This window comes from Colwellia sp. SU-HH01172 (assembly GCF_057553355.1).
Map to the genome: position 1 here is coordinate 399,874 of NZ_BAAJMB010000001.1, position 26,306 is coordinate 426,179.

The following is a 26,306-nucleotide window of genomic DNA, read 5'->3' on the forward strand; positions in this document are numbered from 1 at the left end:
TACTTAGCACTGAAAAAATATCCATTACAAGACATTACACAGTGATAATTGAAAAACTAATTGGCTTTATCTAGTGCGAGAAAAGCTATCTAATTTCACTATTTTTAATACGCGTTTTTTGTTCTTATCCTCTAGTGCTTCTATTACTGATACTTCCCACTCTTTTAAATATTTTACTCGTACGTTTGGATTAATTTTCTTTATTTCTAAATAGCGTTTTAATAGCTGTTTTTCGTAATAAACCGTTTCTGTTTTTTCAAGTTTTAATGCCTTGAACAGAACCATTAACACTATGACGATAAACGCCCAAACTGCACCTTCCATTTAATGTTACATCCATAAATAAAAATACAAATGCTCAAAATATACAGTGACAAAGTAAAAGCCGAATGAGCATTAATAAACCATAATATCGGCTCGTCACTTTCATAAATTATCACCCTAACTCTATGAATAATCATATAGCTAATGGCTATCAGGAAATATATTAAATATAACCATAATGTTGATCTAGAATGCTTTATCGTAAAGAAAACATGTAGGCCAACTGACGTTAATATTACATTTGCACAAGTACTGGCCATCACTAAATAAAATGTATAAAAGTCGCCCGTTGTATTTATGTACTGATTAAAAATACACGTAGCGATAGCTAGCATGATTATAATGAAGTTAGATTTATTTTCTTGTACATTTTTGTAACTTAGTACAAAACAAAATATGTATGCTACGAGATAGAACTTGGCAATAAAATGCCCAAGCTCTAGCGTTATCATTTCTTCACTGGTCTTGTTGGGTGGCCTCCGCCCTGATTAAATAAAGTTTGGGCTTCTTCAGAAATATTCACCGTGTCTTGCGCTTGGCTTGGTAGTTTTTCAGTGCTTTGACTTGTTTGCTCACTAGGGTTTACTGTATTTTTTTGAACGCTTTGTGAGTTAATATTAACGCTTGAGTTGATTTCCATATCAGTTCCTTATTCCTTATGATGTTGATAACTTTAATGTATTGTTTAAAAATTCACAATGACCTAAGACAATAAATGTGTATTATATGTCACATAATCTCTATAGGGACATAAAGATACATATGTACAAGTAATTAATACTCCCTTCGAATTAATTACTTTCTCATTTTTTACATTTTTTTAGTGATTAATTAACAAATAAGACATATTATGTCTTGCAATAAAATAATAATAATGAAGTGGAATAATTTGATATGACAACTCAATCACAAGACCCATCAGGCCCTGAGCAACCATCAGGCTTTTCTTTGGAAGCTTTTGGTGCAAAAATTGTTGTGTGGGGTAAACATGTATTAGTGCTAGCTATAATTGTCCTTCTCTTAATATTTCAAAATGAAGCTGAAAATAAGTTCAAAAAAACATTTAAAGAAGCTGAATTTAATCAAGAGCAAAAATTTGATATTCAACACAAATTTATTTCAAAAATTATTGACGCATGGGACGATATTCATGACATTGAAGATATGAGTAAAAAAAGCGTAATAATGGTCAGGGAAAGCATTGATGACGCTGTAATGGGATATGAGAATCTTAAAGTAGATAAATTATCCTTAGCTACTCAAATTACTTGGCAATACCATTTAGCTCGATTAAAAGTAATTGAAGCTGATAAGTATTCAAAAATAAACGCGCTTGAAGTCGCCATTGAGCGACTAAAAGAAGCAAAATATAATAATACAAAAAAAGACCTGCTAACCTCTAAAGAAATGGAATTTTTTAATCAAATTGGGATGAGTACAAGAATAAAGCGCACTTTATTAAATGCCTATGCTTTGTCATTTCATATTACAAATGAAGAAAAATTTTCAATAATGGCTTCTGAAATATTGAAAGATATTGGCGGCTGTACCGAGCTGGATTCAACTTACTTTTACCATAAGAAAATAGCTAAAGCATTGAACTGTAAAATTGTAGCATAGTTATTTTACGAAATTTAGGCATAAAAAAAGCACTAATTTATTAGTGCTTTTTTAGTTCTGTAATAATAAAACTAGGCTGGTTTCAAAAAACCTTTAAGCTTATCTAATATGCTGTCGTTTGGTTTAGGTGGTTTGAAAGAACCAAGGTCATTGCCGACAATTACTTCATTTTTAGGATTGTGCTGTTTTTGATGGTCGACTGCTACTGCTACGCCTGATATTGCTAATAATGTAAAAAGCACTTTAATTGTTTTATTTTTTCTCTTCATGAGATCCTTTTCCATTCCGTTAAAATTTTCTCTAATTCATCAATATTAAAACGGACTGTTGTTAAAGCTATAACAAATCACCGTAGAAATAATAACTGCATGAAAAACTAGAACGTGTTGAGTATAACGAATATATACTGTGACGCAATTTTTTTGCGTAAAAAAACGTCTATACAGTACCATTTACAGTGATTTTCAGACATATCTTACAAAATATTATTCAAATATTGAGCAATTTTTCTCTAAATAATAATGAGCCTTACTGTAAGAATGTGTATTATATGTCACACAATCTCTATAAGGACATAAAGATACATATGTACAAGTTCACCCTTCTTCTATTCGTTGTTTTCAGTTTCCCATCGTTTGCCGGTTCAAAGTGCCAATATGAATGGAATGCATTAAAAAGCATGCAAAGTGCTATGCGAAGTCATTCAAGTGAAGGCGGTAGAAACGCAGAGCGTAGACTGCATAAGGAATATCAAGATTGCCGAAAAAGAAAAAACAATCAATCTAACAAAACTAAAAAGTATGTGAGTAGTAAAAAAAAGGTTAAGAAAAGTAAGAAGCCTATTATATATGATAGTTATGACTCAACTATTTCCGAAGTTGGAATTAAGGGGTTATTTACAGGTGAAAAGCAGCAGGCTTGGCTTGACTACTATCAACTACCAAAAGAATGCAAAAAACCAAAATCAACACAAACTTTCTCTACCTGTTTAGATGATAGGTATACTGAAGCTGAAAAATTTGAAAAGCTATGGAGAGAACAAAACGCTCCACCATCAATATCATTAGGCAGTAATTAATATATTTTGATTAAGTAATACTTATGCAGAAAATTAAGAAAGTACAAGATGGTATTTGGCGTACATCAAATAATGAAAAACCATACTACGTTGATATTCGCCCAGGAGGAAAACATGGGGCGCGTAAACGTGGCGAATTTTTAACGCGTAATGAAGCAATAAGGTTTAAAGATTATTGGAATACTGAGCTTAAGAACATTAAAGACTGGGAACCTGACCCAGACGACAATCGACGTCTATTAGAGCTGATAGAACTATGGCATAAGTTACATGGAAAAAGCTTAACTGATATCACTAAGCGCTTGGCAAAAATGAAAGCGATGTGTGAAAAAATGAATAATCCCATTGTTAGAAAATTAACTCCTGCTATATGGACTGAATACCGCGCTTCACGACTCGAAACAGTATCTATTAAAACAGTAAATAATGAGCAAACTTATTTAAATGCTATGTTTAATGAGCTTATTCGGTTAAACGAAATCATTACGAACCCAATTCAAAATGTCAGAGCGTTAAAATATAAGCAACCTGAAATGGGTTTTCTAACACCTGATGAAATTCCAGTGTTATTGGAGGAGTTAAAAAAATCCAGAAATAATGATGCTTATATGGTTACCAAAATAGCGTTATCTACCGGTGCTCGTTGGGGTGAAGCTGAAAGCCTAACCGAGAGGCAAGTCGCTCACAATCAAATCACATACATAAACACTAAAGGTGGAAAAAATAGAACGATTCCTATTGATGAGAAACTTGCAGAAGAAATTCCAAGTGGAAAAGGTAGGTTATTCAAAAATTGCATTGGTGCTTTTAGAAAGGCTTTAGAACGTACAGGCATTCAACTGCCTAAAGGGCAATGCAGCCATGTTCTCAGGCATACGTTCGCAAGTCATTTCATGATAAATGGCGGTAATATTTTGGTACTTCAGCAAATACTTGGTCATGCCAATATTAGCGACACGATGAAGTACTCACACTTTAGTAAAACTCATTTAGCTGATGCGATTAAGCTAAATCCGCTAAGTTCTGATAATGATTAAGATATCATTTACTAGAATATCAAAAATACAGATAACAGTTTATCAAGTGCTAAATATTGTTACATAAAAACATTTTACTTAAATGGATAGATTTTTTTTACAGCCGAACCAAAATCGAAGCGTTTTTTATCAACTACACCGTCACTACTCACTACATTAAAGAATAATTTCACATCAGATATTGAAAGATCCAAAATAGGTTCTGGTTTCCGATTGTATTCCCACTCGAAACTAGTTGGAAGTGAGTCTATTTTATCTACTAATAGAGGGATTTCGATCGTAGATAAACGATAATCACTTACTCGTAATGAAGCAACTTGCTCAAGTAAGTCAACCTCTCCTTTTATTATAAGGCCATTAAAGTTGACTAAAGCTTCTACACTTATCACTGCCCCTGGTCGCTTTCCTAAATTCATCATAATAGGATTAACCAATAAGTAATATTTACCTGTAAGTTCATGAATACTTCCATCAACAGTCGAACCCATCATCTGAAATTTAATATCTGGATATTTAGTTATTTGCAGTACAATTTCGGATTTTGATGTTGCATCATTTATAGTCGAAAAAAGAACTGTCCCTATTGATAGAAGCGCCACTAACAGTGCCAACACATTTGAACTAAAAGATACATACCTACGCCAGTTCTGAAATGAATTACAGTGCTTACACACGGTAGCACCTATTTCTATTTGCTCCTTACAAGCAAGACATTTCGTAATATATTCATTGGGCGACTTTAGTTCACTCATCACTTTAGGACCTGTAATTCCATTTAAATAAATGCATATTTAGTAAATTATCAAAATGCTTTTCACTTTCCATGCTGTTGGTTGCTCATTACAAAGAGCAGTATAGGATCAATCTTAAGTATTGCTATATATGCAGTTACTAGAAACATTGAAAATTAGCATAAAATCTAGTGTCCACCTTTTGTCCACCTCGGATTAATAAACAGTGATATTTGCTAACGCACTTTAACGTTAACTTATTGTTATATTTATAAGTTGTTGTTTTTAATTCATTAGAATAGGTTCGATCCCCCCCCCCGCTCCACCAAAATAAAGACCGTTTTTAATCCATTAGTTATACCTAGTAACTTTTAGATTTGGCATAAACAAACAATCGTTTATCATAGAAAAACCGCTTAATTGCGGTTTTTTTGTACCTAAAATTAACCAATCCTTTAACAGCTCTTTTTTCTTACTGGAACCTTACAAAATTCCTTACTTGGTTTTAGTACTGTAAGTTTCGAGAAAGTATCCCCCTGCATAATGGCGACATTCTGAACAATATAACAATCCAAAACCTTATTGGAGTAGAACATATGATGTCGAATAAATTCGTTGGTACTTTGTTACTTAGTGCGATTGCGCTTACCGCTAGCACAGCGGCACTAGCTGAAAAACCGGAAAGTCGTTGGGGCTTAGGTTTAGGCGCAGTGATTAGTGACCAAGGTTACATAGATGTGAGTAACGAAGTTACGCCGGTTCCGGTGATTTACTATCAAACAGAAAATTTCCAGTTACTTGGCCCGAATTTTAGTTACAAGCTAGCTGAAATGAGCGACCTAACATTAAGTTTTACCGGCCAACTAAGGTTTGATGGTTTTGAGGAAGATGACAGCGATATATTTCTTGGCATGGAAGATCGTTCAGGCTCTTTTGATGTTGGGTTATCGGTAGATTATGAAACAGACTTTGGTGACTTTTCAGCACAATTTATTACTGATGCAACAAATGAGCATAAAGGTAATGAATTTAGCTTAACGTATTCAAAATCCTATAACTTTAAAACTTACAGCATAAAACCTTACCTAACATTGACAAGACAAAGCGAAGACATTGTTGATTATTACTACGGTGTTCGCGCAAACGAAGTTACGCAAAGCCGCGCACTGTATATTGGCGAAGCAACCACTAACGCTGAAATAGGTGTTCAGGCGAACTGGCGTGTTGGCCAGCATCACAACTTTATTACGTATGTGTCTTACACTGCATACGGCAGTGAAATTAAAGATAGCCCGTTAATTGATGCTTCGGGTAGTGCCAACCTAATTCTTGGTTATATGTATGTTTTTTAATAAGCACTACACGCAATCATCATTTCTTTTTTACTCGATAATGCTAGCCATGTTGCTCGCATTATCGGCCTGTAGTGATGACAAAAATATAACGGCGAGTGTGCCGCTTACTGAGCCAAGCAACACGCATGTGAAAATATCTAACATCGCAGCAAAGCTAGATACTGTATCGCTTGAGCAAACGTCATATAAAAAAGCATTACAATTTCATGGTATTGTCAAAGGCATTCACTCATACAATGAAACAATTTTTGAGTCTGGAAAAATAATACAGTTAGATGCCAAAGAAGGACAAAGTGTAAAGTCTGGCCAGCTTATCGCTAAACTTTATTCGCCCATTTTGGCTGAAAAACTCGACCAAGCTAACGCGGTATTAAAGAAAAGCCAAGCCGAGTTATCACTTAGCCAACAAACACTGGCACGAAATAATACGCTGTTTGAAAAAAAACTTATCGCTCAACAGTTACTTGATGAGGCTAAACGTGATCATAACATTGCCACGCAAGCTAAAAATGAAGCGCAAGCTATGGTAGCTCAAGCTAAAAATGAGTTTTCCGACACAGCAATTAAAGCGAAAAGCGATGGTATTGTCGCAACAATTTATAAGCGCGAAGGTGATTTTGTTAGCCCCGGCGAAGCGGTGTTTCGGTTTGAGTCAACGCACAGGCAAAAAGTCAGTTTTTTGATACCTGAAACCACAGCGGTTGCTATTAAGTTAGGCAAAATCTACCAAATATCGATACCCGCTACTGGCGAAGTGCTAAGCGCTACCGTTGTAGAGAAAGCGCTGCCTACTGAAGATGGCATCAGACTACATAACATTACCTTTGAACTCGCTTCATCAGCGCCTGAATTGGTTGGCCTGCGTGTAATATTAAATTACGTCGGTGCAAGTGTTTTGGCTTATGAAGTTGATTATCGCGCTATACGTTATGGTGCTGATAACACTCCTTACGTTATTAAAGCTGCTGACAATCTTAGTCACATTCCCGTGTCAATTTTAGCGATGAACAATAACTTTATTCTGATCACCGCAAACCTAGCCGCTGATAGCAAAATATTAATCGGTAATGAAGTGTCGTTACCTGTCAATTTATACCAATTTTAGGTGCCAACTATGCAGCAACCTCATAAGTTTTGGTTTTTACAAGAGCGCCTAATTTTTGGCTTAGTGATAATTATCAGCCTAGTTGGCCTATTTACTTGGTTTAATATTAGCGAGCAAGAAGACCCCTTTTTTCCTTACCGTAATGGAAATGTCACCATTATTGCGCCAGGTATGTCGGCAAAAGCTATCGAAGACACCATAGTGCAGCCATTTGAGCGCTTACTGGCAAGTGTTGATGGCATAGACAGAGTGTCTTCTGAAGCGTCTGATGGCACCGCCATTGTCGATATTGAATTAGAGGAAACCATTTACGATACTGAATTAGCTTGGCAACGAGTACGTGAAAAAGTTTCTGAGGCACAATCAAAATATGGTCACTTAGTTTCTGAATTATCACTCGATGATCGTATTCAAGACACGGCTGGGGTTGTACTTACAATAGAAACTAACAAGCCTTTGTCGGAAGCACGACACTACGCGCTATTCATTCGAGACGAATTATATAAATTAGCTGCGGTACGAAAAATAGAACTGCTCGGTGACCCGGGCGAACAAATAGAGGTACTTTATTCGCAAGCATCTATGCTAGAGCTAGGTATTTCACCTGAGAATATTACTAGCCAAATTGCAGAGGCCAACTCGTTAAGAAACATAGGTGTGTTAAAAGGCCAGCTCTATCAAAGCAATATTGCCTCGCTTACCCGCATCGACAACATTGAAAAATTGAAAGCGGTTGAAATAGCCACTGCTGATAATAAAATCGTTACGCTGAAAGATATTACAAAGGTGCGCAAAGCTCCGCCAGCTATTGAGCAAACAAGCTTCTGGCTTAATGGTAAAAAAAGCATTGGCTTAACCCTTGTTGTGCCTCCAAATACCATACGGGTTACCGACTTTGGCGATGCCTTGATAGCGAAAATTGATGCGTTTAATCAGCAACAAAGTGACTACGTAATTAAACCGGTTTTCTTTCAGCCAGAGTGGACTGAAAAGCGTCGAAACGACCTTGCCCTATCGCTTTTCTACAGTAGCATTGGTGTTGGTTTAGTGCTGTTTTTGTTGATGTCAAAAAAAGTCGCCTTTGTGGTTACTTTAACTATTCCCGCCATTGCACTTTCTGCAATTGCTATTTTTGGTATTTATGGTGGCGTTTTGCATCAAATGTCGATTGCCGGTTTAGTGATCAGCTTAGGGCTTATGGTTGACAATTCCATTGTGATGTCAGAGTTAATTTCTCGGTATCGACAGCAAGGTTTGAGTAATATTGCGGCTTCTCAAAAAGCGATTAAGGAATTATATCGACCACTTGCCACCTCAACTTTCACTACCATAGCGGCATTTGTTCCTATGCTATTGTCTGAAGGTAATGTTGCAGATTTTATTCGCATGATCCCAGTGATCGTTATTATCGCCATTGTGATAAGTTATTTATATTCATTGGCACTGCTACCGGCAATCACCAATAACTTAGCAACCTTTAAAGAAGGTGGCAGTTCAGCCAAATTCAATCGTTTAGGTAAAGGGTTAGCTAAGCTAGGTACACGCCAACCTAAGCTGACGATTTTGCTATTTATTGGCTTGGTTCTGCTGTCATTTATGGGCTCAGAACAACAAGGCGGAGAATTCTTTCCTAAATCAAGCCGAAATCAGGCCTATATTGATATTGAAGGCAGCTTTGGTTTAAGCCACGAAGCAAGCTTACAAACCACAAAGCAAGTTGAGCACTTGTTAAAACAAAACGATAACATAACCAATATTATTAGCTTTGTGGGTAATTCAGGCCCGTCATTTTACTATAATTTAAACCCAGCACCTCATAATCCTCATGTGGCTAGAATTGTTTTTGAAACAAGCTCCAATGAATTAATTCCAGACATTGTTGAACAGTTAAATCAAACGTTCGCTAAGCAATTTACATCCACTCGGGTACATGCACGAGAAATTGGTCAAGGTCCGCCTATTGAAGCGCCAATTGAAATAAGAGTATTAGGTGATAACCGTAAGCAACTGCTAGCAGCGTCAGAAGCAATATTTAGCTTAGTCAACAATCACCACAACACTACTGATACACGCAGGGGTTACATAGTCGGCAAACCAACATTGGAATTTGAGATTAATGAGCTTAATTTACAAAATGCGGGCATAAAGCGTTCAGAATTATCAAACGTTATTTCATGGCGAACCACAGGTATTAATGTGACTGAAATACCGCAAGAGCGGGAATCAACGCCAGTGTTGCTGCGTGAGAACCAAAACATCAACCACGTTGATAGTAATTACATTATGAATACTGTGGTGATGAACCATCAAGGGCAAACATTTCCGTTGAGCTTATTTGCCCAACAACGTTTTACCGGCGAAGCGCCACGACTAATGCGCTGGAAAGGCTTTAATAGCAATATAATTAAAGCCGATGTAAAGCAAGGTGTTGAAGCAGCAAGTGTCATCGAAAGCATATTGTCAAAGCTAAACAAAATTGCTGAGCAATATCAAATAACGCTAGAGTTAGGTGGTGAAGCTGAAGAAACATCAAGCTCAAATGATGCTTTGCTAAAAACCTTGCCTATAGGCGCTATTTTATTGTTTTCAGCGTTAATATTGCAATTTAACTCCTTTAGAATTTCAGGGCTAATTATGCTAACCATTCCACTTGCTATGATAGGTGTAAAGCCGACTTTAGCTATAGTTGGCGTTAACTTTGGTTTTATGTCAGTACTTGGGCTTTTAGCGCTAACCGGTATAGTGGTGAATACCGCCATCATATTAATTGATACGGTATTGGTAAAAATTAAAGAAGACAATGCCCCGCTTAGCACTGCCATAGAGCTAGCAACTAAAGAGCGGTTTCGCCCAGTGCTATTAACCGCTTGTACTACCATTATAGGGATGATCCCGTTAACATCGCCATCAAGCCCATTATGGCCTCCCATGGCATGGACCATCATCGGCGGCCTAGTTACGTCAACAATTTTAACGTTAATTGTTTTACCTGCGTGTTTAACATTAACCTTAAATGCAGACAAGATCAGAGGGAATAAAATTTGAGAGTGTTAATCACAGAAGACAATGGTGAATTGGCTGAATTCATTCAAGAGGCACTTGCACAACAAGGCTACTTATCAGATATTGCCAGAAGCGGCGGTGAATTAAAGCTATATTTACAACAAAGCAGTTACACGGCCATTATTCTGGATTTAGGCCTGCCTGATATTGACGGTATTGAGGTACTCAAAAATTTACGTCGCACCGGTAACATGGTGCCAGTGCTAATTTTAACCGCCAGAGGTGGAGTTCAAGATCGCATTAAGGGCTTAGATCATGGCGCAGATGATTATCTAATAAAACCCTTTGCTATTGATGAACTAATTGCCCGATTGCGTGCCTTGCTTAGGCGGCCAAACGAGCTTTCTAACACTAAACTTGAAGCAGGTAATATCAATATCGATATTATCGCCAAGTCCGTCACGGTAAATGGTAATAATGTAATTTTAGGAAAAACAGAAGTAGCCATTTTAGAGTACTTTATGTGGAACTTAGGCCTTACCGTATCAAAGGAGTCTTTAGAAGATATGGTTTATCAAGACGGTTATACGTTAACAGATAATGCTCTGCAAGTTGCAGTGCATAGGGTACGAAAAAAACTCGCTGAAGCTGGTGCTACGCCTGTTATTTCAACCATACGAGGAGTTGGTTATCTTTTTAAGTAAGGTGATACCTCGGCAATCTATTGCCTTCAAGTTGCTGGTCTACTTTGTTTCATCAGGCACTATTTTATTTGGTTTGCTACTGGTTATCTTTCTATCTTTCTCTGAGCGATACGCTCAAATAACGGTTGAAAGTAACATGCATGGTTTAACCAAAGAAATGGCCTCATCCCTTTATGTTGATGACTCAGGTATCATTAAACTTGATGATTCTGAAGTAGTAATGAAATGGGGATTTGATGCTCTTTTTTCCAATTTAGGCTACCGACTCGTTAACGTTGATACTCAAAAAATAGCGTTACTTTCAGCGCCTAAAGGAATGCAAGGTGCCATTTTTAATGGTATTACGATAGATATTCCACAGAATTATTACAACGTGCCAAATAGCAATACCAGCGTTTATCGAAGAGAAGTTGAATTAGCGGGTAGCCAATATTATTTTGATGTCGCGCGCAGTGATTTACTCGCTCAACTTGCTAATGAAGCGGTAGAGCCCAGCATAGTTGATGTAGCAACCGCCGTTATCATCATGACTTTTATTGTTTTTTTATCTGTCAGCGTTATTGCCATCAAACTTATTATCAAACCCTCGAGTCGTTTAACACAACAAATTAAACATATAAAACCTGAAGATTTACACAAGCGCATTGACGTAGAAAATGTACCGAGCGAGCTATCTCCCATAGCTAACGCCATGAACGATGCACTTGACCGAGTTGAAGACAGCTTTGAGCAACAAAAACGATTTATTGCTGACGCCGCTCACGAACTTCGTACACCATTAACAATATTGTTAAATCGTTTAGAGTTGAAAATTCCCTCTTCCGCTATTAAAAATGAGTTAGTCAACGATACCCAATTTATTTCACGAATTGTTGAGCAACTGCTTGATTTGTCACGCGCACAAAACATGAGTATTACACATCACGACGCAATAAAACTCACTGACGTGGTAAAGAGTGTGTGCTCACATATAGCACCTATGGCAATTGATAAAAACCAAGAGCTAGAGCTTATTGGCGAAAACGACCTAAGCACCGCACATGTTGATGAAGGAGAACTAACCGTAATCGTTAAAAATTTGCTTGAAAATGCCATTAAGCACACGCCAACAGGTGCCAAAATTAAGGTATCAATTATCGACCAGGCAATCATAGTTGAAGATTCTGGTGATGGCATACCTGAAGAATTTCATCAGCAAATATTTGAACGTTTTTGGCGCGAAAACCAATCTAACCGCAATGGCAGCGGTTTAGGCTTAGCAATCACTAAAGAGTTGATTAGTCATTACCATGCCACCATTACCGTTGATAATAATTCAAGTTTAGGTGGAGCAAAATTCACCGTAAAATTTTATGAATAATTAATTATCAACAACAGGACGATAAGCACTAGACTAAAGTAATAAAACATATGTGAAAAATGTAGGTAATTTAATGAGTAATCGCCTTATCAAAATTATTTTTCTTCTACTTCTTTTGAGCACAATGCATAGCCATGCGCAAGAATCTGTTCGAATTACCAATGGTGAATGGCTGCCCTATCATTCAATAAATTTACCCCATTACGGCGCTGGCTCTCGAATTGTGACTGAAGCATTTGCCATAGAAAACATTAATGTAGAGTGGGGATTTTTTCCATGGGCTCGAGCATATCAAAGCGTAGGTAATGGTAAATGGGACGCCTCGGTCGGCTGGGTTAAAACGAGGGCAAGAGAACAAGGCTTTTTGTTTAGCGATCCTATTTACAGTGGGGAGTGGGTTTTCTTTCATTTGAAAACAACCGAGTTTGATTGGAATAACGTAGACGATTTAACAGACATAAATATAGGTGCCACCGCTAATTATATTTATGGAGATGAATTTGATCAGGCGGAAAAGCAAGGCTTATTGTCGATTCAACGAGTTCCTCAAGAACAACAGAGTTTTGGCATGCTACTTAAAGGGCGAATTCAAGTATTTATTTATGCTAAAGATGGTGGTTATGCCAGTTTAAAAGCGCACTTCTCTCCTGAACAAATTCAACAAATTACCCACCACCCGAAACCTGTTCGGGTCGCCGCATATCATTTACTTTTCGCCAAGAACCCAAAAAATAAGCAATTACTCACTTTATTTAACAAAGGTCTCAAGCGTTTACAGACAAGCGGTAAAGTTGATGAGTACCTCAATAATGCTCGACAACCTTTGAGCGCTAAGCAGAAATAAAACCTCTTCACACTATTCCAGTGTCTGAACAAGCTTTAGGACAACTCACTAGCATAAAACCAATTTTAGGTCGTAGAGAACATGTATTCTCTGCTGATTGTAGCCCTAGAGATCACGCTAATAAATAGACAGCATACGCTGCGTTTACACTAATATGCCGTTTAATAAAAAAGCGGGCAATAAAAATATAGAGGTAGGCAGCGCAACTTCAATGGAGAAAACTTTTGGGCTAGAGACTATTTTGTTTCAACACTAAGGTGAATGAAAGTATGATGATTGAATACATCTGAAATTAAGAGAAAAATGATGAGTTTAGGGAGCAAATGAAGTTTGCCATGTAAAACGCCTTGAGGGTGTAACCCAAATTACCTCCTGCTTTTCCAAAGGTAATTTAACTTATGCAATTTATTTGGTATAATGTATACAATACTACTTTAACAAGAGAAAATATGATGGAAACAAATAGTACAGATTGGCGATATACGGTTATGCCAGCCGTATTTACATGGCTTAAAGAGTCAGAATCTGGTGCCGTTGAAATTGACTTTGATGCAACAAAAAAATACGCTGCAGATATTTTAAAAGTTCAAGGAAAAGGCGGAAGCAGAATGGGTGGGCTTGTCGGCTCTGGTACCCTAGGTGAGAATAGCTACCTAAGCTCTGAACAGCGTCTTTCTTTACTTAAAGCCCTTTCTGAAGTTGCTAAAGAATACAATGTCCCGTTGATCAGTGGCGCTGCGGCAGAGACTAAAGAAGAACTTGCCAAAATCGTTAAAGAACTAGCAATGGTAGGTGTAGACACCGTAATGGTGATGCCACCAAAAACTAAAGAAGCTCCTTCTGATGAAGAAATGTATGCGTACTATGCACTTTCTGCAACAACGGCAAAAGAAGCAGGCGTAACAATTATGCCTTATAACAACCCTGATGCAGCTGGATATCATGCACTTTCAACAGATATTCTTAGAAGACTTGCTGTTCTACCTGAAGTAGCTGCTCTTAAAATATCGACTACAGATGTTTCAACTATTGAAACGCTGATGTTAGAGAATAAAGATTTAAAAATCTTGGCAGGTGTTGACACGGTAACTGTACATGCAGGACTTGCTGGCGCATGCGGTGGAATTACAGGCGTAGGTTGTATATTCCCTAAAGCGAGTGTTTCTATGCAGGAGTATGTTAATAATGGCGAATGGGCTGAGGCAAATAAAATTTCTCAGGCTATGAACTCTATATCGTACTTGGATGCTCAACCACTACTTATGGAATATCTTAAGTATGCATTTGGCATTCATCATAATGATGCTGAAGGAGGGCTTCGTACTCTTGGTAAGAAGTTAACCCAACAGCAAATTGATGATGTTCGTTCAAGATATACTCTAGCAAAAGAAAGACTTGAAGCTCTGGATTTAATAGGCTAATTCTTTCAAACATTCAAAAAGAAAAAGCTCCGTTTTTACGGAGCTTTTTTTGTCTGTAACGGTCAACTCAAGTTAGGTTTTACAACTTAAGCTTATGAACTGACTGCATTAACTTTAAAGTAAGCAATTTGCTCTTTGAGGTTATTCGCTAATGCGTCAAGGTTATTCGCAACGTCATTGTTTTTCTCTAACGAACTCGTGGAAGAATCGGCCATATCAGCAACACTTTTCATCCCTTCGTAGAGTTCATCAATGGCAAGTATTTGCTCTTTAGACGCATCAACCACTTGGCGCACATTTAACAAGGAATCATTTGCTTGGTTTTCAATGGCTTTAAGTAATTCTGCGGAATCAACACCTAGCGCTAAGCCTTTTTCAATTTTAGGCAGTGTTGACTCCATAGCAACCACAGAGTCAGCGGTTTCTTTGGTGATTTCGGTTAACATAGCTTCAATTTCAGAAGTTGCTGTGCCAGTACTTTGCGCTAAGGTTCTTACTTCATCGGCAACAACGGCAAAACCTCGGCCTGATTCTCCAGCCCGTGCCGCTTCAATCGCCGCGTTCAAAGCAAGTAAGTTAGTTTGGTCTGATATACCGCTGATCACTGAAATAATGCCACTAATATCTTTAGTGCGCTGCTCAAGCATTTGCAGCTTTTCCAATGCACTGCTAACGGTGTTCAATACTTTTTCAATTTCAGCAGCAGTGGCATTTACTGACTGACTGCCCGAGGTGCACGAGCTTAAGGTTTGTGATGAGTTTTGTTCCGTTTGTACTAGTAGTTCTGACACGGTATAAGTTTTTTCGCGCATGTCGTTCAAATTTGCTGTCGCCAGCGCTGTGTATTCACGTTGCTGCTGTACTAACGCAAGTACATCAGCAGAGCCTGTAGAAACAATATCTATTTGACCATTAATCTCTTTTGATGCACCAGCAATATTGGCTACCGTTGAGCTTAACTGGTTTTGAGTTTTCTTTAGTGAAAACAACACGCTATTCTCATAACGTACATCGATATTTTGTGTTAAATCACCTTCGGCAACTTTTGATAATAAACTTGCCACTTCGCTTGGTTCACCATCAAGAGAAATTCTTAAACCTTTGGCAATACGATAAACAATAACGCCACTGATCAGAAATGCGATACCAGTTAACGCCAACATCACACCTTCAAAACTAGCGGCTGTTTCTCGTACCATTTTTGTTGCTTGTTGATTTTCTACTTCTTGGTAATCAATAAACTGATTAATTGCCGCTAACCATTCAACAAATGCCGGTCGAACAGAAGCCAATAACAATTGCTCTGCTCGTTGTTTATTCCCTTGTTGCACTTCGCGAATGACTTGCTTAACTAACGGCATAGTTTTATTTTCAACGCCTTTAATTAAACTTAAAATACTTTCTTCATTTGGCGTTGAACCTTGGCTCATTAACTGCTCAAGTGGTACTCGTGATTCATTATAAAAAGCCTCTAAACGAGCAATATCTTTTAGTGTTTGTTGAAGTTCACTAGGCTGTTGTACTAATACTACGTCACGAATTGCAATGGCTCTGTCGTGCACACTGCCACGGAAATTTATCGCGTAACGTTGTTTAACAGAGTTAACATCGGTGATCACTGTCATCGACTTATCAATGGCGTTAACGCTATTAATGCCAACAATGGTAATAACAACCATCATGATGATTACCGCGCCAAAGCCAATTAACAATCGGGTTTGTACGGTTGCGCGAGTAAATAAATTTAACATAGTAAAATAGCCTATAAAGATAATGTAAATACAACATTGTCAGTAATAGACCTTAACTCTCGCTATTGCATTTCAACCTATATACCTTCATGCAAAACTAATCCGCAAACGACTTACAGTTTCTGACAAAAAACAAACAATTATCCTACTTTTGCGTTACTGAATTTAACAGCTGAAATAACCGAGAATAGCGCGACGATTCATTAACGATAGGATGCACGATGACTAAGCACGTTTACGCTAGCATAGGAAAAAGCTCAATAGCAGTTTCGGTATGCTCAATTTTGACCACAACTCCACTATTCGCCTCTGACTTAGAAAAACCACAACAAGATGCCATAGAAGTTATTGAAGTAAACGGCAAACGTAATCAAGCCAACAGTGAAGTAACATTAGAAACAGAAAAGCTTTTAAAAATTGCTGGCTTAGATCATGACCCACTGGGTGCTGTTTATAGTTTACCTGGGGTTGTATACGCAGGTGGAGATGACGGCGGAGAACCTGCGATTAGAGGCTCTTCACCGGATGATAATGCCTTTTATATAGATGATATGCCGGTGACTTACGTCTTCCATTTATTTGGTGACAGTATTTTCAATGAAAATGTTGTTCGAGACTTTGCCCTGCACCCTGCCGCGTTTGATAGCCGATACGGTAATGCAACCGGTGGTGTTTTTGATGTAAAACTGCGTGACCCTCGTAATCAGGAACTATCAACAACCGTTGACTTTAGTATGCTAAAAGCTGGTTTTATGACTGAGGGCGGCGTTAGTGACGACCAAGCGTTTTATGTCTCATATCGTCGCAGCTTGATCCATTTATTTATTGATGAAGAGGAAGAAGATGAAGGCTACACCATTTATAAAGCGCCAGTAAGTGACGATTATCAGGCGAAATATCAATGGTTAATTGGCGATAACCATAAGCTTACCTTCAACCTAACCGGTGCCAATGATAAAGGCGGTATAAACATATCGAAAGCATCAGAACAAGGTCGCGTAGACCCAGATACCATTGGCGACTTGGAAATTAAACAAGGTTTTGATACCCAAGGAATTTCTTGGCAGTACTTTGGTGATAATGAGCAACTGTTTCAGTTAAATGCAAGTCATACTAATGAAAAGTCGGAGCAATCTTATGGGCAAGGACAATATATTAATGTCGATACTGATAAATACAGCACACGCTTTAGTTATCAGCTGAACTTATTCAGCGATCATAAATTAATTACCGGCCTTGATTGGGACTCTGAAACCAGTGATTACAGTTACGACGCCATTATTTATTATTGTACTGACCATGAACAAGACTGTGAAAGTAAGAAAGGTGAACGCACGCAAGATACTGATAAACTTAAAGCGAATAATTACGCGCTCTACATTAATGACATTTGGCAATTTGATAAAAATTGGCAGTTAGAGCTGGGCGTAAGAGCTGAATACAACGACTATGTTGAGCAAAATTTTGTTCATCCACGTGCGGCACTAAGCTGGTTTGTAACACCTGATTTAACCTTATCTGCAAAAGCAGGAACTTATAGCCGCTTTCCTGATTTAGACACTGTATTACGTAAAATTGGTAACCCAAAATTAAAGTCACCTAAGGCTAAACATTATGGCATTAATGTCACTTATCAATTGTCTGATATTTGGCAAACATCTGTTGATGTTTACTACAAAGATTTGGGTGATTTAGCACGCTCACTTGATGATGATGATCCTAATAGTGACTTACATTACAGCAATGATTTAACTGGTACGGCAAAAGGTATTGAATGGCTAATTAAACGCGACACACAAGATGGCTGGTACGGCTGGGCCTCTATTAGTTGGTCGAAAAGTGATAGAACCGACACTTACACCAATACCACCACAGAATACTATTTAGATACCCCGCTACTGGCAAATTTAGTGGCAAATTATCAGTTCAATGAACGTTGGGATTTCGGTGTTAAGTTATCTATTCGAAGTGGTCAAAAATACACACCTATTACCGCATTGCGTGACAACCCTGATCATGACGGATTCTATTTACCCGTTTACGGCGAGTTAAATTCGAAAACCTTGCCTATTTATCACCGACTCGATATTCAAGCGAACTACAAAACCTCGATTATGGGGCAAAAAGCAGAGTGGAGTTTTGCATTATTGAACGCTTTAGGTAGCGACAATTTCTCAGGTTATTATTATGCACCTGATGGCAATGAAACCTTAGCTGATTACAAAATTGAAGGAGAAAAAGGTCTAGAGCCTTTTGCTTCGATTGGCTTGAAAATGACATTTTAACCCGCAGCTAAAACAAAGAAAGTTAACCGTGATTGTAATAACACAATCACGGTTAACGATTTAGTCCGAAATTAACCGCCTAAAACTACAAATAAAGCAACACATTACTCGCTCATAGCTAATAGCTTTACCTCCCCTAACGCTGATTCTCCTGAAAAAGCCGCCAACACACTTTAATAATAATGACTTAAATCAAGTTATTTTCTTAATATTAAAAACAATAATTGCAAATGATAATGATTAACATTAAGATCTTGCCGATTTTATTATGCACCGTATCAAATGGATTGAAAATGCTAAAAACCAAACTAACCTTACTCGCCCTATTAATTTCGCAAAGTGTCAACGCCCAAGTCATCAATACAACCGAAAAAAACGATAATGAAAACATTGAGCGCATAGTCGTAACTGGCAGTCGTATTATTGAAAGTATCGATGAGGTCCCAGCCACTATCACGATTATTAATCGCAAACAAATTGAAGCTCAGTTAAAAATCTCCCCTGAATTACAATCTTTACTGGCCGCCCTTGTGCCGGGCTTAGCGCCAAGTACAGGCTCTTCCAGTAACTCAAGCCAAACCTTAAGGGGACGATCGCCACTAGTAATGATTGACGGTGTACCACAGTCAACGCCACTGAGAAATGGCACTTTAGGCATCAGAACTTTGGATGCAAGTGTTATTGAGCGTATAGAAGTCATCAAAGGTGCCACATCTATATACGGCAATGGCGCGGCTGGCGGTATTATTAACTACATCACCAAACGTGCAAATGACAATGGTGAGGTAAATGGCCATGTGAGCTTGTCGAGCCGATTTAGTGCAGTTAAATTTGAAGATAGCGCAGGCCAGCGCATTGAAGGTTCAATAAATGGCAGTATCGATAACTTTAGCTATGTACTTAACGCTAGCTATGAAGAAAATGGTGTTCAACGTGACGCTGAAGGCGACGTACAAGGTCTGATTTATGGCCTTTCTGATGCAAAAGTACAAAACTATTTTTCGAAATTTGGCTATCAACTTGATGAAGATAAGTCATTCCAATTGACCTACAATCACTATCGTTCTGAACAAAAAAGTCACTTAGTTGATGTTATTGGCAGTGTAAACTCTGGAGTAAAGACTTACGCAATAGAAGCGCCAACAGGCACTATTAAACCAGGAGTTCCTCAAGGCCCTAAAAACGATAATTTAATGCTCAAGTATACCGATGAGGTATTATTTGAAAACACACAAATTGTTATCGATGCATACACACAAAAAATTAAGAATATATTTTTCTTCTCTCCGTCATTAGCCAATCCTAGCGAGGGCTATGAAGGTGGTCAATCATTAATAAAGTCGGATAAAAAAGGCTTACGTGTAACGCTTAACAGCCAATTTGAATGGGAGAATATTGACGCCACATTTATTTACGGGATTGATGCGCTAAATGATGTTACCTCGCAGCCTTTAGTAGACGGACGTAAATGGGTTCCTGAAATGGATATGGATAACCTAGCAGGCTTTCTACAGAGTAAATGGGTTTATAAAGACGATTTGATCATTAAAGCTGGTATTCGACGAGAAGAAATTGACTTAGCGGTAGATGACTACAGCACATTGAAACTTTGCGTATCAGCAGAAACTTGTTCAATTCCTGTTGATGTAAAAGGCGATACCTTAAATTATCGCGCAACCACCTATAACTTTGGTATTCGTTATAACATGATGGAAGCTTTTCAACCGTTTGCTAATTATTCACAAGGTGCTGATATTTCGGATATAGGGAGACTATTACGTACTGCAACGGTAACCGATATTAGTTTAATTCAAACCGAAGCATCGATTATCGATAATTACGAAATAGGCTTTGTATCTGATGTTGATAATGTGCATTTTGAGTTTTCAGCCTATCGTAGTACTTCAGAACTTGGTACAACCAATAAATACGATCCAGCAACAGGTGTGTATTTACCAGTAAGAGCTCCTCAAGAAATATACGGTTATGAAGCACTAGTACACTACAACGTTTCACCAGAGCTCGACATTTCAGCCACTTATGCTTGGATTGAAGGAAAAGATACCGCTAATGATATTTACCTTGGCGCAAAACAAATAAGCGCTCCTAAAGGTACCATCAATATTAATTGGCAACCATTAGACGGTGCCTCTGTTTCAATGACTTACTTACATGTTAGTGACCGAAAAAAATTCGATCAGGTTGACGGAAAGTACGTTGGTGATAAGGGCCCTATCGACAGCTATAATATTGTAAATTTAAGTGCTAATTACACATTAAACACTGCGTGGTCAGCATTCATTGGTGTAGAGAACTTATTTAACCAAGATTATTTCCCTGCTAAGTCTCAAGCTTATACCTATAACGGCTACAACGTTAAAGGCTTAGGTACAACAGTTAATGTCGGCATGAACTATCAATTCTAACCGTCATTATTCGCGCCATTAATTAAGTAAAGCTTGCACACGGCTTTACTTAATTAAACATTCCAAAAATTTCATTAGGTTCAGTACCGTGATAAAAATATGGCTTAGACGCATACACTGTATGTTAGCTTTAACCTGCGCTTTATTCTTATTAAGTTTAAGCATTTCAGGCTCTTTATTACTTTATGCTAAAGATATTCAGGCCTTTTTAAATCCCGAACTCTGGCAAGTAAAATTTGATGAAAGCCAACCAAAGCCGCTGACATTATCAAAAATAATTGAGAAAATAGAACTAGCTCCCGACGTTAAAATCAAACTTATTGAGCATGCCGAAAACCCAAATCATGTCTGGTCTGTTAGGTTAACAAATAATAAATACCTTAATATCAATCCTTATACTGGCGAGGTTGTACTTGAGCATAGTTTCTACGATACCTTTTATGGTTTCGTTATGTCTTGGCACCGCTGGTTAGTTTATAAAACTAAAACAAATGAAACACCGTTAAAAGTATGGATGTCAATTGCCAGCTTAGCGCTGATCATTGAGTTACTGCTCGGCTTTTATTTATGGATAAAACCCAAAAAACGCTTAAAACGGCTAAAAATAAAATGGCATAGCAAGCCAAAAATACTTTTTTACCAACTACATACTGTAGTAGGCGTTTTCTCTTGTATCCCTCTAATATTGATTGCTTTTTCTGGCATGGCATTTCAATGGCAAGCAACAACAAAGCAAATAGTCGAACTGCTCACTTTCAGTAAAGTTGAAACTGCTAATTATCAGCACATTCCAACCAAGAACAAAGATTATCTTAATTTGGATAAGGCACATAAAAGTGCCAAGAGTGCTCTACCTAAGGGTGTTATTTACCGTAGTTACTTGCCGTTAAATGATGAAGAGCCGCTTAAGCTCAGAATAAAAATGCCAAATGAAAGCCATGCCTATAGTTGGAGTTGGGCCGATGCAAGTACAGGAAAACACTTAGCAAGCTTTGATGCCAGTAAGGCAAGTTTAGCCACGCAGGTTTGGAATTTTAAATACAAATTTCATATTGGCGAGTTTATCGGCGAGCCAATTAAGCTTTTATGGCTTTTACTGAGTTTATTACCGAGTTTTTTTGTAGTTTCAGGTATTTATCTAGTCGTTAACCGTTGGCAAAAAAAAGTGACTAGTATTTAAAACTAGCCACAATTAGATTATTTGACTGATTTACCTGTTAAGCAATGCGGTGCAATGCGCAAACCTTGTTTCCTGACGGATCACGAAGATAGGCTAGATAAAGCTGACCAATAGTACCTTCACGTACGCCTGGCGCGTCTTCGCACGCTACACCACCATTTGCAGTGCCTGCGGCATGCCAAGCATCAGCTTGCTCAGGTGAGCTGGCGGCAAAACCAATAGTACTGCCATTGCCGTTGCAAGCTTCTTCACCGTTAATTGGCTTAGTGATAGCGAAAACACCGGTATCGGTGAAATAAAAACAACGACCTTTTTCATCCATTACACCGGGCTTATGACCTAGTTCGCCTAAAATAGCATCGTAAAATACTTTTGAAGTCGCGACATCGTTTGCACCTATCATGATATGACTAAACATTTAATTTCCCTTTTAGTAAAAACTGCATTAGAAGCCTACATCAATCAATGTAGCGATTAAGTAAACTCATTTATCTTCACATTCGCAAAGCTATGGCGCTCAGCATGCCCGATAATCCGCTAAGAACACAATAGCAATTTGGCATAACTTAGGAGATTTAAGCACTAAGCTTTTTATCGCAGCCTGATCTGCTTCAATTATCAGCTATTCGGTTTTTTTATTTAGATTATCCAATATTTATATTGCAAATGATAATCACTCTCATTATCATTCTCTTATTTTTTAATGCTCGCTGCATTTCCCCCGACCACACTAGTTGATAATTTGGAGATTAACATGAAGTACTCACCGCTGTTTTTGGCGATATCTATGACCATGCCATTAGCCTATGCCGACAGCAATTCGATAGAAGTTATTGAAGTTACCGGAAGTTATTTTAATGATTACAAAGTTGACGAAGCTAAAGGTGCCATGCGTACCGACGCGTCACTGCTTGAAACTGCCCAATCGGTTACGGTAATTCCAAGAACCATAGTTGAAGAGCAATTAGCAACAACTTTAGGTGAAGTACTAACCAATGACGCTAGCCTATCAGCAGGCTCAAAACAGCGTAACCGCGAAGTATTTAAACTTAGAGGCTTTGAATTAAGCTCATCAAACGGTTACTTGCGCGATGGTCATCAGCATTGGTCACATTACCAACAACCCATTGAAACCTTAGAAAGTGTTGAGGTCATAAAAGGCCCTTCAAGTATTTTGTATGGCCAATCTGGTCCCGGTGGTTTAGTGAATATGGTCACGAAAAAACCAACCGCGAAAACACTATTTAATATTGGCGCAGACACTGACCAAGAAGGTTCCACACGTTTCACGCTAGATGCTGGCGGTGCATTAAATGACGAGGAAACATTGAGATATCGCAGTAACTTAGTAAAACAAGATGTTACTTACCAAAGGGAATATCAAAATGGCAAGCAACGTGAGCGAGACCGTTTTTTAGGTGCGCTTGTTGTTGATTATGACGTTTCAAATGATTTATCACTACGAGTACATTACGACTATACCAACGACAAAGCTGGCTTAGATACTGGCGCATGGTTAGACGATAATGGCAATATCATAGGCGATCGTAAAACCATACGAGATATGTCTTGGGCGTTTACTGATATCGATGTTGAAAACTATGGCGCTGATATTAATTACAATATCAATGATTATTGGCGTGTAACTGTTGGCTACAACAAACAAACATTTGAACGACAACGTTTTGAATCGGCCCCGAAAAAACCATCAGATTTCGTCGAAGGCGAAGAGTACACCTCTAAACCTTACGACCGTTTTGATGACTGGCAATTCACCACCAAATTTGTCGACTTTATCGGTGAATTCGAATTTGCAGGTGTCGAACATCAGTTATTAATAGGGGCAAACTCTTTAGATTATTATTATGGGCAGTTAAGAGTTAAAAGCGATGCCATTACTTATGCGGCAGGTCAAAACGAGCCCGCAAAGCCAGACGTAAATTACCAAGATGATGACAGCCTATATATCAGCGAATATGACTACTATGGTGTGTATTTACAAGATTTAGTCACAGTTAACGATAACTGGCAATTTTCATTCGGTGGTCGTTACGACAAACAAAATAAAGAAGGCGCCGACAACGAGTCTTTTTTACCTAAGTTTGGTGTGCTTTATCACCCATCAGAGCAAGGTACAATTTATTACAGCTACACCGAAGGTTTCGAGCCGCAATCAAGTGACACCCTAAACGAAGAAACTGATATCAACTTTGGCATGAAGTTAGACGCGATGGAGTCTAAGCAAAGTGAAATTGGCATAAAATGGCAACTTGTTGATGACAGGCTATTACTCAGTGGCGCTATTTTTGACATTAGCAAAACAGGTAAATTAATAACCGAAAACATCGACAACCCAGATTACGACACTCGCACAACTCAAGCAGGTGAACAACGCCATAAAGGCTTTGAACTGGGCGCACAAGGGGCAATTAACGATAAATTATTTGTTATGTCATCGTTGATTAATATCGACGCTACCTACGAAAAAGACGAAAACTACCAAGGTAAAACTCCGATTGACGTACCAGAATGGTCTGCCGCGTTATGGTCACGTTATGAAGTCACAGAACAACTTGCCTTTAATGCCGGTGCATTTTATGAAAGTTCACGATTTGCAGATAGCGAAAACACCATTAAAAAGGATGCCTACACCCGTATTGACGTTGGTGCGACTTACCAAATGGATGTAAACAACCACGAACTAAACCTACGTTTCAATATTAATAACTTATTAGATAAAAAATATTTAATTGGTGGCGGAACAAACAATGTTACCGCTGCAGATGGTATTAGTTTTCGTGTTGCCGCACAGCTAGCGTTTTAATTTTTAAAAGACAAATTCGGCGTATAGGCATTGCTATGCGCCGTTAATTTTGAACCGTTAGTTAACAACATCCTGATAAATTAATAAAAAGTGCTCGGCATGAAACCTTCAAAGAAAACACTAAACTTAGCACGTGTAATACATGTTTACGTTTCCATGGCATTACTGACGCTATTACTTTTTTTCTCGATCACTGGCATCACCCTTAATCACCCTGAATGGTTTAACGATCACCAAGCCAAAGTTATTGAAAAAGAACACAAGATTGAAGGTATTTCTGAGCAGCTCAGTTCTGAAAGCCATATAACTAAAGCACAGCAACAAAAATTAGCTACCAATATCGAAAAAGCATTTTCGATATCATTACAAAATATCACACCAGAGCTAATGTCAGGAGAGCTATTTTACAGCATCAAGCAAGCAGGAATGAGCACTAGTATTGCTGTTGACCTTGAAACTGGTGAGGCCTTTTTCGAACAAACCCATTACGGTTGGTGGGCAGTGTTAAATGATTTACATAAAGGCCGAAATACCAGCAATTTTTGGAGCTGGATCATCGACTTGTCCAGCATACTTTTCATTATTTTCGCCATCACTGGCTTCATATTGGCCATGCCGCAAAAGCGCTTTCGTCGCACACTATTGCTAAGCATTGGCAGCACAATACTCGCCATTGTCAGCATTACTTACTTAGCCTAAAGGAACTTGATAAATCTGATGAATACTCTATTTTCACGTCGAGCCATTAAAGCAATTTTACTAATTTTTATCCTGTTATTATTTGCAGTTTCACAATCATCACAAGCATACGAAAACCATTCCGGCACACTTGCTTTGCAACTAGAGCTTAAACAACAACAAGGGGAGTATCACCCACCTTACGTCGCTGCTTGGATAGAAAATAGCAAAAGAAAGTCAGTCAGAACATTACTGCTTTGGCGTAAAGAGCCCAAATGGCTAAAAGACATTCGTCGCTGGTGGCGTAACGTTGGTCGAAAAGATGCAGAACTTGTCGATGCAATCACCTCGGCAACTCATGCCGCTGGCAGCTTTCCATTGTCATTCAAACTTAACGACGATAAGCAGCACGCTCTTAGTGATGGTAGCTACACCCTATTCATTGAAGTCGTACGAGAAAAAGGTGGCCGCGCCTTACTTAAGCAAAAATTTGACTTAAACCAATCACCACAAAAGTTCACCCTGAAAGAAACCGCTGAAACTGGCGAAATCACCTTTAGTATTAATCCTTAGGAGCACA

General features: G+C 38.2%; 22 protein-coding genes. 16 read left to right on the forward strand and 6 right to left on the reverse strand.

Translation table 11 applies throughout. The features are described 5' to 3' along the window. Nucleotides 1-66: 66 nt before the first annotated feature. Both AC27JP_RS01835 and AC27JP_RS01840 read right to left on the reverse strand, forming a co-directional pair. Nucleotides 67-324, reverse strand: coding sequence for a hypothetical protein (locus AC27JP_RS01835; RefSeq protein WP_487111732.1), 258 nt, complete (start codon nucleotides 322-324; stop codon nucleotides 67-69). Between the two features lie 448 nt (nucleotides 325-772). Beyond that, on the reverse strand, nucleotides 773-964 hold the full coding sequence (locus AC27JP_RS01840; RefSeq protein ID WP_487111733.1) for a hypothetical protein: 192 nt from the start codon (nucleotides 962-964) through the stop codon (nucleotides 773-775). A gap of 254 nt (nucleotides 965-1,218) precedes the next feature. On the opposite strand from AC27JP_RS01840, the gene AC27JP_RS01845 reads away from it, so the two are divergent. Continuing rightward, nucleotides 1,219-1,944 (forward strand): hypothetical protein, encoded by a 726-nt coding sequence (locus AC27JP_RS01845; RefSeq protein WP_487111734.1) that lies wholly within the window; start codon nucleotides 1,219-1,221, stop codon nucleotides 1,942-1,944. A gap of 71 nt (nucleotides 1,945-2,015) precedes the next feature. Here the strand turns inward: AC27JP_RS01845 and AC27JP_RS01850 are convergent, their stop codons facing one another. Continuing rightward, nucleotides 2,016-2,213: a hypothetical protein gene (locus tag AC27JP_RS01850; protein WP_487111735.1), complete on the reverse strand. Its 198-nt coding sequence runs from the start codon at nucleotides 2,211-2,213 to the stop codon at nucleotides 2,016-2,018. 317 nt (nucleotides 2,214-2,530) lie between these two features. Here AC27JP_RS01850 and AC27JP_RS01855 point away from each other — a divergent pair, with 317 nt between their 5' ends. Together AC27JP_RS01855 and AC27JP_RS01860 are read left to right on the forward strand one after the other, a co-directional pair. After that, a complete protein-coding gene (locus tag AC27JP_RS01855) occupies nucleotides 2,531-3,022 on the forward strand; it encodes a hypothetical protein (protein ID WP_487111736.1) in 492 nt (163 codons plus the stop codon). Nucleotides 3,023-3,045: 23 nt separating this feature from the next. Beyond that, nucleotides 3,046-4,059, forward strand: a complete 1,014-nt coding sequence (locus AC27JP_RS01860; RefSeq protein ID WP_487111737.1) for a phage integrase — start codon at nucleotides 3,046-3,048, stop codon at nucleotides 4,057-4,059. 74 nt (nucleotides 4,060-4,133) lie between these two features. On the opposite strand, the gene AC27JP_RS01865 is transcribed toward AC27JP_RS01860, so the two are convergent. Continuing rightward, on the reverse strand, nucleotides 4,134-4,814 hold the full coding sequence (locus tag AC27JP_RS01865) for a hypothetical protein (RefSeq protein ID WP_487111738.1): 681 nt from the start codon (nucleotides 4,812-4,814) through the stop codon (nucleotides 4,134-4,136). Nucleotides 4,815-5,386: 572 nt separating this feature from the next. Between AC27JP_RS01865 and AC27JP_RS01870 the strand changes: the two genes are divergently transcribed. The 7 genes from AC27JP_RS01870 to AC27JP_RS01900 all read left to right on the forward strand — a co-directional run bounded on the left by AC27JP_RS01870 (nucleotide 5,387) and on the right by AC27JP_RS01900 (nucleotide 14,582). Continuing rightward, entirely contained in the window at nucleotides 5,387-6,142 is a 756-nt protein-coding gene (locus tag AC27JP_RS01870) for a MipA/OmpV family protein (RefSeq protein WP_487111739.1), read from the forward strand. Next, nucleotides 6,132-7,250: an efflux RND transporter periplasmic adaptor subunit gene (locus tag AC27JP_RS01875; RefSeq protein ID WP_487111740.1), complete on the forward strand. Its 1,119-nt coding sequence runs from the start codon at nucleotides 6,132-6,134 to the stop codon at nucleotides 7,248-7,250. The genes AC27JP_RS01870 and AC27JP_RS01875 overlap by 11 nt, the downstream gene beginning before the upstream one ends. Nucleotides 7,251-7,259: 9 nt before the next feature. Next, nucleotides 7,260-10,295, forward strand: a complete 3,036-nt coding sequence (locus AC27JP_RS01880) for an efflux RND transporter permease subunit (RefSeq protein ID WP_487111741.1) — start codon at nucleotides 7,260-7,262, stop codon at nucleotides 10,293-10,295. Nucleotides 10,296-10,297: 2 nt separating this feature from the next. After that, nucleotides 10,298-10,957, forward strand: coding sequence for a response regulator (locus AC27JP_RS01885; protein WP_487113414.1), 660 nt, complete (start codon nucleotides 10,298-10,300; stop codon nucleotides 10,955-10,957). A gap of 1 nt (nucleotide 10,958) precedes the next feature. Next, nucleotides 10,959-12,317, forward strand: a complete 1,359-nt coding sequence (locus AC27JP_RS01890; protein ID WP_487111742.1) for a sensor histidine kinase — start codon at nucleotides 10,959-10,961, stop codon at nucleotides 12,315-12,317. A 73-nt stretch (nucleotides 12,318-12,390) separates the two neighbouring features. Then, nucleotides 12,391-13,161 carry a substrate-binding periplasmic protein gene (locus AC27JP_RS01895; protein WP_487111743.1) on the forward strand — a complete coding sequence of 257 codons (771 nt, stop codon included), beginning with the start codon at nucleotides 12,391-12,393 and terminating at the stop codon, nucleotides 13,159-13,161. Between the two features lie 452 nt (nucleotides 13,162-13,613). After that, a complete protein-coding gene (locus AC27JP_RS01900; protein WP_487113416.1) occupies nucleotides 13,614-14,582 on the forward strand; it encodes a dihydrodipicolinate synthase family protein in 969 nt (322 codons plus the stop codon). 92 nt (nucleotides 14,583-14,674) lie between these two features. Here the strand turns inward: AC27JP_RS01900 and AC27JP_RS01905 are convergent, their stop codons facing one another. Continuing rightward, nucleotides 14,675-16,333 carry a methyl-accepting chemotaxis protein gene (locus AC27JP_RS01905; protein ID WP_487111744.1) on the reverse strand — a complete coding sequence of 553 codons (1,659 nt, stop codon included), beginning with the start codon at nucleotides 16,331-16,333 and terminating at the stop codon, nucleotides 14,675-14,677. Between the two features lie 221 nt (nucleotides 16,334-16,554). On the opposite strand from AC27JP_RS01905, the gene AC27JP_RS01910 reads away from it, so the two are divergent. The 3 genes from AC27JP_RS01910 (at nucleotide 16,555) to AC27JP_RS01920 (ending at nucleotide 22,224) form a co-directional block, all read left to right on the forward strand. After that, the gene (locus AC27JP_RS01910; RefSeq protein ID WP_487111745.1) at nucleotides 16,555-18,618 is read left to right on the forward strand and encodes a TonB-dependent receptor plug domain-containing protein; all 2,064 of its coding nucleotides are present in this window, start codon (nucleotides 16,555-16,557) and stop codon (nucleotides 18,616-18,618) included. A 293-nt stretch (nucleotides 18,619-18,911) separates the two neighbouring features. Next, complete coding sequence (locus AC27JP_RS01915; RefSeq protein WP_487111746.1) at nucleotides 18,912-21,044, forward strand: TonB-dependent receptor; 2,133 nt, start codon at nucleotides 18,912-18,914, stop codon at nucleotides 21,042-21,044. Between the two features lie 88 nt (nucleotides 21,045-21,132). Further along, a complete protein-coding gene (locus tag AC27JP_RS01920; RefSeq protein ID WP_487111747.1) occupies nucleotides 21,133-22,224 on the forward strand; it encodes a PepSY-associated TM helix domain-containing protein in 1,092 nt (363 codons plus the stop codon). Nucleotides 22,225-22,261: 37 nt separating this feature from the next. On the opposite strand, the gene AC27JP_RS01925 is transcribed toward AC27JP_RS01920, so the two are convergent. Continuing rightward, nucleotides 22,262-22,642, reverse strand: coding sequence for a VOC family protein (locus AC27JP_RS01925; RefSeq protein ID WP_487111748.1), 381 nt, complete (start codon nucleotides 22,640-22,642; stop codon nucleotides 22,262-22,264). 336 nt (nucleotides 22,643-22,978) lie between these two features. On the opposite strand from AC27JP_RS01925, the gene AC27JP_RS01930 reads away from it, so the two are divergent. From AC27JP_RS01930 to AC27JP_RS01940, 3 genes are all read left to right on the forward strand, one after another. Next, the gene (locus AC27JP_RS01930) at nucleotides 22,979-25,048 is read left to right on the forward strand and encodes a TonB-dependent siderophore receptor (protein WP_487111749.1); all 2,070 of its coding nucleotides are present in this window, start codon (nucleotides 22,979-22,981) and stop codon (nucleotides 25,046-25,048) included. A gap of 99 nt (nucleotides 25,049-25,147) precedes the next feature. After that, the gene (locus AC27JP_RS01935) at nucleotides 25,148-25,747 is read left to right on the forward strand and encodes a PepSY-associated TM helix domain-containing protein (protein WP_487111750.1); all 600 of its coding nucleotides are present in this window, start codon (nucleotides 25,148-25,150) and stop codon (nucleotides 25,745-25,747) included. Between the two features lie 18 nt (nucleotides 25,748-25,765). Beyond that, nucleotides 25,766-26,299, forward strand: coding sequence for a DUF2271 domain-containing protein (locus tag AC27JP_RS01940; RefSeq protein ID WP_487111751.1), 534 nt, complete (start codon nucleotides 25,766-25,768; stop codon nucleotides 26,297-26,299). Nucleotides 26,300-26,306 lie beyond the last annotated feature (7 nt).